5 protein-coding genes are annotated in these 11,323 nt (G+C 53.2%); all 5 read left to right on the top strand.

Going from position 1 to position 11,323, the window contains the following annotated elements; all coding sequences use genetic code 11:
* Window positions 1-790 (top strand): PD-(D/E)XK nuclease family protein (locus AYW79_RS13805; protein ID WP_197467731.1); only part of this gene is annotated, 790 nt, incomplete at its 5' end.
* The gene (addA, locus tag AYW79_RS13800; protein ID WP_067567064.1) at window positions 790-4,509 is read left to right on the top strand and encodes a helicase-exonuclease AddAB subunit AddA; all 3,720 of its coding nucleotides are present in this window, start codon (window positions 790-792) and stop codon (window positions 4,507-4,509) included. The genes AYW79_RS13805 and addA, both read left to right, overlap by 1 nt.
* Complete coding sequence (metH, locus tag AYW79_RS13795; RefSeq protein ID WP_067567068.1) at window positions 4,496-7,948, top strand: methionine synthase; 3,453 nt, start codon at window positions 4,496-4,498, stop codon at window positions 7,946-7,948. The genes addA and metH overlap by 14 nt, the downstream gene beginning before the upstream one ends.
* 52 nt (window positions 7,949-8,000) lie before the next feature.
* On the top strand, window positions 8,001-8,942 hold the full coding sequence (locus tag AYW79_RS13790; RefSeq protein ID WP_231884554.1) for a ketopantoate reductase family protein: 942 nt from the start codon (window positions 8,001-8,003) through the stop codon (window positions 8,940-8,942).
* A 253-nt stretch (window positions 8,943-9,195) separates the two neighbouring features.
* The coding region (locus AYW79_RS13785; protein WP_197467730.1) for a glycoside hydrolase family 13 protein at window positions 9,196-11,323 on the top strand (2,128 nt) is incomplete at its 3' end.

The following is an 11,323-nucleotide window of genomic DNA, read 5'->3' as shown; positions in this document are numbered from 1 at the left end:
CTATGAGCACGATGTGCGCAGCGCATACAAAACGGCAGAGACCGAAGTGCTCTTTGATGAGGGTGCGACGTTACCCCCGATCTCGATTCGACTGGGGGATGGCGAATTGCTGAAAATTCGCGGCCGCATCGATCGAATTGATTTGGCGTTTCTCGGAGAGCGCATGTATTTTCGCGTGATTGACTATAAAAGCAGGCCGCGCGCTGTTGATCTTTTGCGCATGTACCTTGGATTGTCACTTCAATTGCCCGTGTATGCACATGTGATTGAAGCGGCGAGCGAGGCGCTCTTTCACGCGCCGAGTCAGTTTGCCGGCATGTACTATGTCCCTGTGTACGATCCGCTTTCCGAGTTAAAGCGGGACGAGGAGGCGGCGCTCTCCCTGCGTAAGCCGATCCGCTTTCGCGGTCTCGGTCTCGCGAATCGCGATGTGTTGCAACTGCTGGATCGAAACCTTCCGGCAGCAAAGGACTTGTTTCCGCAAATGCTGACAAAAACGGGGATTCACACAAACGCCATGGTGGTCAGTGCTGAAGTGTGGCGCGCGCTGCGCGAACACACGCTGAAAAAGGCTTCAGAACTGGCGCGAAGTATGGTAGATGGCGTTACCGCGATTGCTCCTTATCAATTGAAACAAGAGCGCGCATGCCAAAACTGCAATCTGCAGAGCGTCTGCCAGTTTGAGGCGCACTTTGATGAACGTCAGATGCGCGTGTTCAAGAGCATTGCAAAAGACGACGTGATTGCGCAGCTAAACGTCGTTGCGCTTGATGTCAGGGAGGTGCAGTGATGGTTCCTCGTATCTTTGCGCCCGCACAGCAGGAAGCCATTGCAGCGCGCAGCGGTCCAGTACTCGTGTCTGCGGGCGCTGGATCTGGAAAAACCAGCGTGCTCGTCGAGCGCGTCCTCACGCGTGTGCTTGACGAAGGTCTTGACCTTGATCGCCTGCTTATCGTCACGTTTACGGAGGCGGCGGCGCTTGAGATGAAGGAGCGCATCAAACACGCGATCCTTGCGCGGATAGCGCAGGGAGACACCTCCGCGCGTCTCCGGCAAAACCTCGCTCGCCTGCCCCAGGCGTCGATCTCGACGCTGCACAGCTTTTGCATGAACGTCTTGCGGCGCGGCGTGCTTGACCTGCCGATTGACCCGGGGGTTTCTGTATTGGAGCCGGCTGCCGCGATGATTCTCATGCATCAGGCGCTGGATGATGTGCTTATGCGCGCGTATCAGAAGGATGACCCTGATTTTTGGGCGTTTGTCGACGCCTATGGCGACGATCGTTCGGAACGCTCCTTGCGCAATGTCATTCTCGCAATTCACCAATTCGCAAAGAGTCAACCGCGTCCTATGGCGTGGCTTGCTCAGGTCATGCAGCGTTTGCGCCAGGACGCCGCATGTGAGACACTGCGTGACGTCCATTTTATCGACGCGTATCAGCAGATGCTTTTGCGTCGATTGGATGAGTCACTTATGCACTATCAGCGTATCGTGTCTGAACTTTTGCGCATGGATGGTCCGGCGTCGTATCAGCGACATTTCGAAGAGCGAATCCATCTTGTTCATCATGTGAAACAGCGTGTTCAAGAACTCGCGTGGGATGGAACAGAAGGCCAGGGACTAAGTCGGCTCCCTTCCGTCAAAGATGAGGATGCGGCTAAAGAGCGCATTGCAGGTGTACGCGCACAGGCAGAAGATCGCTTAAAAGAAGTGCTTCAGGAATTAAAAACGCCTCCTGCGGTGTACTTCGAAGAGTTGCGCGCAGCGGTGCCGCCTCTCTCGTATGCAGTTTTTCTTGTCACTGCGTTTGAAGAGATGTATCAAGAGAAAAAGCGCATGCGCGGAATGGTGGACTTTTCCGATCTCGAGCATTATGCGCATCAGGCACTGCGCAACGAAACGGATGGACCGACAGCGCTCGCCTATGCGTTTCAAGAACAATTTGCGGAGATCATCGTCGATGAGTATCAAGACACAAGCCCAATTCAGGATGCGGTGCTCACTGCTGTGGCGCGCACGGGCGAGGTGAACGTGTTTCAAGTCGGTGATGTAAAGCAAAGCATCTACCGCTTTCGCATGGCAGAACCTCTCCTGTTTCTGAAAAAAATGCAACTTGCTGATGGGGCACCCGGGAAGAGGATCCTGCTCGCGGAAAATTTTCGCAGTCGCGTTTCGGTGATTGAGGCGGTCAACGGACTTTTTGGGATGATTATGACGCGCGAGTTTGGCGGACTTGCGTACCGGGAAGAGGGGCAAATGTCCGCTAGCGCAGAGTATCCCTTTGATCCTGACGCGCTGAATGCGCCTGTGCGACTGCTCATCATCGATCGCGCTGCATCGCAAGGAACGCGGGATGAAGACGAAGTTGCACTTGATACGCAGGACGAAGACGGTGCGACTGCGCACACAGATATCGAAGAAGAGATCGAGGCGAGCGAGACTGAGCGGGAGGCGCAGGAGATCGCGCGGCAGATTCACGCGTTACGACGCGCTGGAAAAAAGGTGTACCGCCCTGCTGCGTCAGAATACACGCCACTCTCCTACGGAGACATCGCAATTTTACTTCGCGCCGCGCGCGGACAGGCGAACGTTATCACCGATGTGCTGCGAAGCCATGGCATTCCTTGCGTATCCGATCAGGGTCCGAGTTTTTATGATGGCATCGAGATCCGCATCGCGGTTTCCCTCCTTCAAGTCATTGATAACCCGCGCCAAGACATCCCGCTGGCGGCTGTCTTGCGCTCGCGCATCTTCAGCTTCTCAACGACTGATCTCGCCGAGATTCGTGCGGGTAAGCGCGGCTGTTTTTTTGACGCGCTCACTGAACAGCAAAAGGTCGAATCGCCGCTGCGTTCGCGCATTCAGTCTTTTTTTGAAATCCTGAATGTGTGGCGAACGGAGGTCCGCATGATGAGCGCGGGTGCGGCTGTGTCCTATCTGCTCGGGGCGAGTCGTTGGATGGCGCTTTGTTCTGTCATGGAGAGAGGCGCGGAACGTGTGGCGCGCCTAGAGACACTTTTGCATCAGGCGCTGGCGTTTGATGCGTCACACGGTGGTGACTTTTCAGATTTCGTGACATACGTAGTGGCGCAGCATGAGCGAATGGATGAGGAAGGACCCGCGCGCGCGCTTGAGATGCAAGATGCGGTGCAAATCATGACGATTCACAAGAGCAAGGGGCTTGAGTTTCCGGTCGTGTTTGTCGCGCGGTTGGGGCAACGCTTTCGCTTGACGAGTAAAACTGCGGGCATCGCCTTTCACCGCAACCTTGGGTTAGGGCCGCGCTTTGTCGACCAGTCGCGGCGCGCGCGCGCCGATACGGTGCTCGCGCGGGTGATTCAGGAGGAGGAGCGCATCGCGGCGCTGACCGAAGAGTTGCGCGTGCTTTATGTGGCGATGACCCGCGCGCGCGAACAGTTATATCTCGTGGGGACGGTCAGAGATTTGGCGGTCGCCCGGCAGTCGTATGAGGACGTGGCGCGCGCTGCAACGTCAGACGCGGCACTATCGTTTTCTGATTTGACGCGCGCGCGTGCAATGCTCGATTGGATCGCTCCGGTCGTCGTCAAAATGCAGGCGCATCGCGCTGCGCCAATCGAATGGTCGCCGCTTTGCGAACCGTTTCAGGAAGAGCCTGAAAAACCCCAAGGTGAGTTTACTGATGCAAGACCGAGCACTTCCCTGCGCGTCATTGAACAGGTCGCGCGCGCGTCGCTCACTTTCTATGAACAGCGTGCAAAAAACGTCTCGCTCCCGGCGAAGGTGAGCGTCACCGAGTGGAAGCGAGCGTGGGATGATGAGGATGCAGTTCGCGTGGCAGAGCGAATTCCAGCACTTTCCACGCTTCGCCGAAAGGGTCAAGGGAGCAAAGAAAAACGTGTCGACAGTCTCGCGCGCGGGACGTTTGTGCATGCGGTGTTGCAGCAAGTTGATCTAAGAAAACCGCTCCATGCAAAAGAGGTGCTGCGTGAAGAAGTAGCACGCCTGCGCACGGCAGGGTGGCTTGATCCGCTGCCAGACGATGAAATTCCTTATGATGAGTTGGTTTCCTTCTTTCAATCAGGTTTGGGTCAGCGTCTCTTGCGTCACCCGGATTGCGTCCGTCGCGAAGTGTCCTTCTTGATGGCGGTAAAAGAGGATGTGGTGCGCTATCGCGAAGGTGTGGACGACCCTGTGGAGCGGCTGCTCGCAATGCCTGAGGAACACATAAAAGACGCGCACGTCGCGGCAGGTTTTGTTATGATGCAGGGAACGGTCGATGCAATTCTCATTGAGGATGAGCAGATCGCGATCATCGATTACAAGACGGATCGCGGGAATGAAGATCTAGACACGCTTGCCGCCCGCTACGCGCGTCAGGTTAGTGCGTATGCGATCGCGCTAGAACGCGCGTGGAAGCGCCCTGTGTCGCAAGGATGGCTCTATTTCACGGCGCGCAGTGAGGCGGTCTGTGTCTGGCCGCCTCAGAGTGACAGGAAGGGATATGGATATGGGTATGAAATCATCTGAGCTCGAACATCAATTGCAAAAACGCATTCTTATCATGGATGGCGCGATGGGAACCATGATTCAAAACTATAATTTGCACGAAGATGACTTTGGTGGTGCGGCGTATGACGGATGCAATGAGTGGTTGAATCTGACGCGGCCTGATTTGATTCGTGCGATTCACGACGCGTATCTCGATGCCGGTTCCGACTTGATTGAAACAAACACGTTTGGCGCGACGTCGCTGGTTCTCGCGGAGTATGGCTTGGCAGAGCGCGCGCGCGAAGTGAATCTCGCCGCGGCGCGCATTGCACGCGCGGCGGCTGACGCTAAGTCGACGTCGCTAAAGCCGCGTTTTGTCGTCGGCGCGATGGGGCCGACGACAAAGACGCTCTCGGTAACGGGTGGCACAACGTTTGATATTCTTACGGATAACTATGAGGAGCAAGCGCTGGCGCTGCTTGAAGGAGGCGTCGACGCGCTTCTTCTTGAAACCGCACAGGACATGCTTAATGTCAAAGCAGGTGGCATCGGAATTCGGCGCGCGTTTGCCCGGGTGAATCGCGAGGTGCCTGTGATGATCTCTGGGACGATCGAACCGATGGGAACGACGCTTGCCGGACAAAATATCGAGGCGTTTTACTTGTCGATTGAACACGTCAAGCCAATCTCTGTGGGATTGAACTGTGCGACAGGACCTGAGTTTATGCGCGATCACCTTCGCACACTGGCAGATCTTGCAACCTCGTTTGTCAGTTGCTATCCAAATGCCGGACTGCCAGATGAGGATGGGCACTATCACGAGACGCCAAACGGTCTCGCAAAAAAAATGGCTGACTTCGCGCAACAGGGTTGGATCAATATCGCAGGAGGGTGTTGTGGCACGACACCCGAGCATATTCGGGCATTGAATGAGACACTCTCCACTCTTGCGCCGCGCGCCAGAAAGGATCACCATACGCCCGGGGTCTCGGGCATTGAACCGGTGTTTATCGAACCAGAGAATCGGCCACTGCTGGTGGGGGAGCGCACCAATGTCATCGGGTCGCGCAAGTTTAAAAACTTGATCGTCAATGGGCGTTATGAAGACGCGAGTGAGGTTGCTCGACAGCAGGTGAAAAAAGGCGCGCAGATCATCGATGTGTGTCTGGCCGACCCAGATCGCAATGAAGTCGAGGATATGGAACTCTTTCTCCAGTTTGTCGCAAAAAAGACAAAGGCTCCGCTGATGATCGATTCGACCGATCCGCACGTGATGGAAGTCGGCCTCAAGTATTCGCAGGGCAAGGCGGTCTTGAATTCGATCAATCTGGAAGATGGATTGAAGCGTTTTGATGAGGTCGTTCCGCTCATTCACCGCTTTGGCGCCGCGATCGTTGTCGGCGTGATTGATGAGTTAGGGATGGCGGTAACGCGTGAACGAAAGATTGAAGTCGCGCTCCGCTCTTATCAACTGCTGGTTGAACAATACGGTGTAAGCCCGGACGATCTTATTTTTGACCCATTGGTTTTTCCCGTAGGTACGGGTGATGTCAATTATCTCGGTGCAGCACAAGAGACGATTGAAGGCATACGCCTGATCAAGGAAAAACTACCGCGCTGTCACACAATCCTTGGCATTAGCAATGTATCATTTGGATTACCCGCTGCAGGTAGAGAGGTTTTAAATGCGGTTTTTCTTTATCACTGCACGAAGGCAGGGCTCGATTTTGCGATTGTGAATACGGAGAAACTGGAGCGCTATGCGTCCATTGATCAAGCGGAGAGGGAGCTCGCCGAACGGTTGCTCTTTGACAACTCGGAAGTGAATGTGGCTCAATTTACGGCGTTTTATCGCGAGAAAAAACCGACTACTGCGGCCGCTGTTGAAACGCTTCCACTCGAAGAGCGACTCTCGCACTACATTGTCGAAGGAACAAAAGACGGGTTGACTCGCGATCTGGAAGAAGCGCTTTTGACGCAGGAGCCACTCGCGATCATCAATGGGCCGCTCATGAAAGGCATGGAGACGGTTGGGCGCCTGTTTAACAACAATGAATTGATCGTCGCGGAGGTGCTACAAAGCGCAGAAGCGATGAAGGCGGCCGTTTCCTTTCTCGAACCGTTCATGGAGCGCGCGGATTCTGCCGTCAAGGGAAAGATTCTGCTTGCGACCGTGAAGGGGGATGTTCACGACATTGGAAAAAATCTCGTTGAAATCATCCTTTCAAACAACGGATACCGTGTCGTAAACCTCGGGATCAAAGTTCCACCTGAGGTTCTGATTGAAGCGTTTCATCGCGAAAAACCAGATGCGATCGGCCTATCCGGACTGCTCGTCAAATCGGCGCAGCAGATGGTGATCACGGCGCAGGACATGCAGCAAGCGGGGATTGACGTTCCACTGCTCGTGGGCGGCGCGGCGCTCACCAAGAAGTTTACAGAAACGCGCATTGCGCCGGAGTATGGAGGATTGGTCCTTTACGCAAAAGACGCGATGGATGGGCTCGATCTTGCGAATCGACTCAGCAACGAAGAGTTGCGCGAATCACTGATCTCCTCGCTGCGTCAGAGTGTGAAATCTGACGTGATGAGATCGAGTGGACCAGTGATTGCAGCGCCGCAAAACCGCTCTTCTGAGTCTGTCATTTCTCGCAATGCGCCAGTTTTTACACCGCCTGATTTTGCGCGCCATGTCTTGCGCGATTATCCGCTCTCTTTCCTTGAACCTTATATCAACTGGCAGATGCTGCTTGGTAAACACATGGGGTACCGCGGAAATGTTGAGAAACGTCTCGTCGATCGAGAGCCCAAAATCGTAGAGCTAAAAGAGATGATGGATGATCTGTTGGCAGAGGCGAAACGAGATCGACTGATCACTGCAAACGCTGTGTACCAGTTTTTTCCGGCGCAGGCGGACGGTGATCGCATCCTTATCTTTGATCCTGCTGATCATACGCGGCTGCTTGAAACGTTTGATTTTCCTCGGCAAAAAAGGGACCTGCACCTTTGTCTCGCAGATTTTTTGCGTCCGCGCGAACAGGGTGTCATGGATTATGTCGCATTTCTCACAGTGACGACGGGGGCAGGCATTCGCGATTATTCAACGAAGCTTCGCGAGCAAGGCGACTATTTGCGTTCCCACGCGGTGCAGGCGCTTGCCTTAGAACTGGCCGAATCGTTTGCCGAGCGTTTGCATCACATGCTGCGCGACGGTTGGGGTTTTCCGGATCCGTTAGAGCTTACGATGCGTGAGCGATTCATTGCGCGCTATCAGGGGATTCGCGTATCGTTTGGTTATCCGGCGTGCCCGCGTCTCGATGATCAAAAGCTGCTGTTTCGTCTTTTGCGGCCAGAAGAGATCGGCGTAGAACTGACAGAAGGGTTTATGATGGATCCAGAGGCGTCCGTTTCCGCCATGGTGTTTTCGCACCCAGAGGCACGCTATTTTACTGTGGATATGGATGAGGAGCAGATGTGATGCTCACTGCGCTTTGTCACAATGAAATGAGACAGGGGGATTCTTTGTGAAAATGGGTGTGATGGGCGCCGGCGCGGTAGGTGGATATTTTGGCGGTCTACTCGCGAAATCTGGCGTGGACGTTCGCTTTCTCGTTCGTCCTGCGCGCGCGGCGCAACTTCAAAAAGAAGGATTTTCTGTGCGTAGCGTGCACGGTGACTTTTCAATTGATCCGGTTGTCACAACATCCATCGCTGATATGGAAGATGTCGATGTGCTCTTGCTTGCCGTAAAAAATTATCACCTTACAAACGCCTTGCCTGATCTTAAGGCGCTCGCTAAAAAAGGTGTGGTCTTGTTGCCTCTACTGAATGGCGTGAGGCATATGGATGAACTCATGAATGCCGTTGATCCTGGCCATCTGCTCGGAGGTTCTTGCTATATTGAAGTGACGCTTGATGAACGCGGTCATGTCGTGCAGACGAGTGACATTCGCGATTTGGTGTTTGGCCCGTTGCGCGGCGCACAAACCGTTCGTGAAGATCTTCCTGACCTGCTTTTACGTTTGCAGGATGTGTTTACAAACGCCGGATTTCCTGGACTTCTCCATCAAGAAATCATGAGGGAGATGTGGAAGAAATACGTATTTCTTTGCGCGTTTAGCGGGGTGACCGCAAGCACGCGGGCACCCATTGGGGTAACGGCGTCGACACCCGCCACGCGCAACCTCTATCAGGGGATGGTTGAGGAATTGCTTGCTGTCGCAAAAGCGCGTCAGATTGGGCTAACGGATCACATGGTTGACGTCATGATGCAAAGGCTCGATCAAATCGATCCCAACATGACGTCATCGCTTCATCGCGATCTGGCAAAAGGGTTGCCACTTGAGGTAGACAGCCTGCAAGGCGCACTGATTGACATGGCGCGCGAAGAAGGGATCGCGACACCGTGGCATCAAGCGGTGTATGCTGTTCTCGCACCTTATCGAATGGGCGCGCGCTTTGCAGCAGAGTAAACACGAGTGGCGCGTTTACAAATCAATGAGATTTAGTTAAAAGAGAATCATTAACGTCGAAGATTCGCTTCTCACAAAAAGCGAATCTTTTTTCTGCGAATCTTCCACAAATACGCCGAATTTGACTAGAAAGGCTGATCGGTATGTGTTACGTTTACTTTAGGAATGGTTGATGTTTTGTTTGTGCAAACGTTTGCGCGAACTAAAAATATGCTAGCTGCGAGATGGAAAGAGATAAAGGGGTTACGATGAGATGAACCGAAAAGCAAATTCAACGGATGCAAGGACGAGGTTTATAAAGCGTTTTCAGTTCGCCGGAACATCGCTCACGCTCGCTTTTCTGACGCTAGTGTCAGCCGCGTGGGATGCGCCGTTGCGCGCTATCGCGCAAGCCAAAAGTATAAGAAATTATGGTGAACGTGCCGCGTCTTCACCATGGTATAACCACGTTTATAGCAATTCATTTGATACGTTTTATCGCAATCCGTTTTATGCAGTACCTACCGATTCGTCGGTGGTTTTGCGAATCGCGGGCCCGCAAGCGATGACAGGCGCCGCGATTCTTCTTTCTAATGTAAACGGTATCGCGGGCGCGTCTGTTTCGATTAAAATGCATCGCGAACGCTCGGTGAATGCCGCTTCACACGGCGTTTCATCTCATGCGACGACAGTCTTCTACGAAGGGGTCATCCCTGCTTTCGATCTACGAAAGCCCACTGTCGAATCGTACATGTTTCAGGTTCAAGAGGGGCGCTCCGTGGCGTACTATGGTAACAATGGAAATGGGTATGGCGGTGCGGGAAGCATTGCAACCGATCCGAATCTGTTGATCGGGTATAACCTAACCGTTTACGATCACACGTTTGTGACCCCGTCATGGCTGCGGCATGGAATCATCTATGAAATTTTTGTAGATCGCTTCGATAATGGAAATAAAGCGAATGATCCCAGTCCAACGAAAAATCTTGCTATCGGCCAAGGGTCGCAAGGGGAGACACTTGTACCGATTCAGTTCCACAAAAACTGGAACAGCACACCGTATGATCCAAACATTGTCGTTAACGTCAACAGCAAGAATGATTTAAAAGAAGTAGCACTGCGTGGCGATGGGAATTTCAGTACAGATTTCTATGGAGGCGACCTTCGCGGCATCATCGATAAGCTTGGCTACTTAAAATCGCTCGGTGTCAATACACTCTATTTAACGCCAATTTTTCAGTCGGAGTCTAATCACAAATACGATACAGGCAATTTTAAAATGATCGACCCGAGTTTCGGGACATTAAAAACGTATGTTACGCTCGCGAAAGATGCGCATAAAATGGGTATTCATCTCATCCTTGACGGTGTTTTCGAAGATACGGGGAGCGATAGCCTTTATTTTAACAAATTCGGAACCTACCCAGGAATTGGTGCGTGGCAGAGCTACCAAAATCCCAAAAGAAAATCCCCTTATTCATCATGGTATGAGTGGTCTCCTGGCAACAATCCACCTTACATCGGGTGGTCTGGAGTCGACACGCTACCGCAAACCAATACGCAGAATAAGTCCTATCAGAACTTCATCTATGGCATGTATGATAAAGCGCATCGAAAAAACCCTGCAACCAATTCTGTGGCGGCATACTGGCTCTCGCTTGGCGCTTCGGGTTGGCGACTTGACTCTGCGAATAACAGCAATTTCTCGGTCGCGTGGTGGACGGCGTTTCGCAACGCAGTAAAAAAAGTTGACCCAAATGCCGCGATCATTGGCGAGGATTGGAACAACCCGACCAATGACGGCGGTGTCGACTGGATGACCGGAACAACCTGGGACAGCACGATGAACTATCCGTTTCGCAACGCCGTGATTTCATTTTTTCGCGGAAACTATGACGACGGGTCCGTTCAGAATTATGCGATGAGTGCGAGCCAGTTTAACGATACGATGATGCAGATGTTGCAGTCGTACCCGACGCCTGCGATGTACGCAGAGATGAACCTGCTGAGTTCACAGGATGTGGAGCGTATCCTGACGATTCTTGAAGGAGCGCCGAATTATAGTCAGCTCAGCGCCTACGCGCAAGCGACGTGGAAACCAACGCCTGCACAAGTGGCAAACGGTGTGAAAAAGCTTGAGTTGGTGACCGATTTTCAGTATGGGTTTGTTGGGGTGCCGTCCATTTATTATGGAGACGAAGCGGGTCTGATTGGATTCAAAGATCCGCTTGACCGCGGAACGTATCCGTGGGGTCATCCGAACGCGGCGTTGCTTTCACATTACAGACTGCTTGGCGCGATTCGAAACGCCCATCCGGTGTTGCAACAGGGTGCCTACCTCCCGCTGTACGCGCACCAGAACGTGATCGCCTTTGCGCGCACCGTGCGGGATGGTGTAGATG

The sequence above is a fragment of the Ferroacidibacillus organovorans genome (assembly GCF_001642725.1).
Taxonomy (GTDB): domain Bacteria; phylum Bacillota; class Bacilli; order Alicyclobacillales; family SLC66; genus Ferroacidibacillus; species Ferroacidibacillus organovorans.
This window is presented reverse-complemented; position numbering and strand designations above follow the sequence as displayed.

What these genes read in the sequence shown, in the direction of transcription:
- addA (WP_067567064.1), top strand. Translation starts at nt 790, where the DNA reads ATGGTTCCTCGTATCTTTGCGCCCGCACAGCAGGAAGCCATTGCAGCG.
- metH (WP_067567068.1), top strand. Translation starts at nt 4,496, where the DNA reads ATGAAATCATCTGAGCTCGAACATCAATTGCAAAAACGCATTCTTATC.
- AYW79_RS13790 (WP_231884554.1), top strand. Translation starts at nt 8,001, where the DNA reads ATGGGTGTGATGGGCGCCGGCGCGGTAGGTGGATATTTTGGCGGTCTA.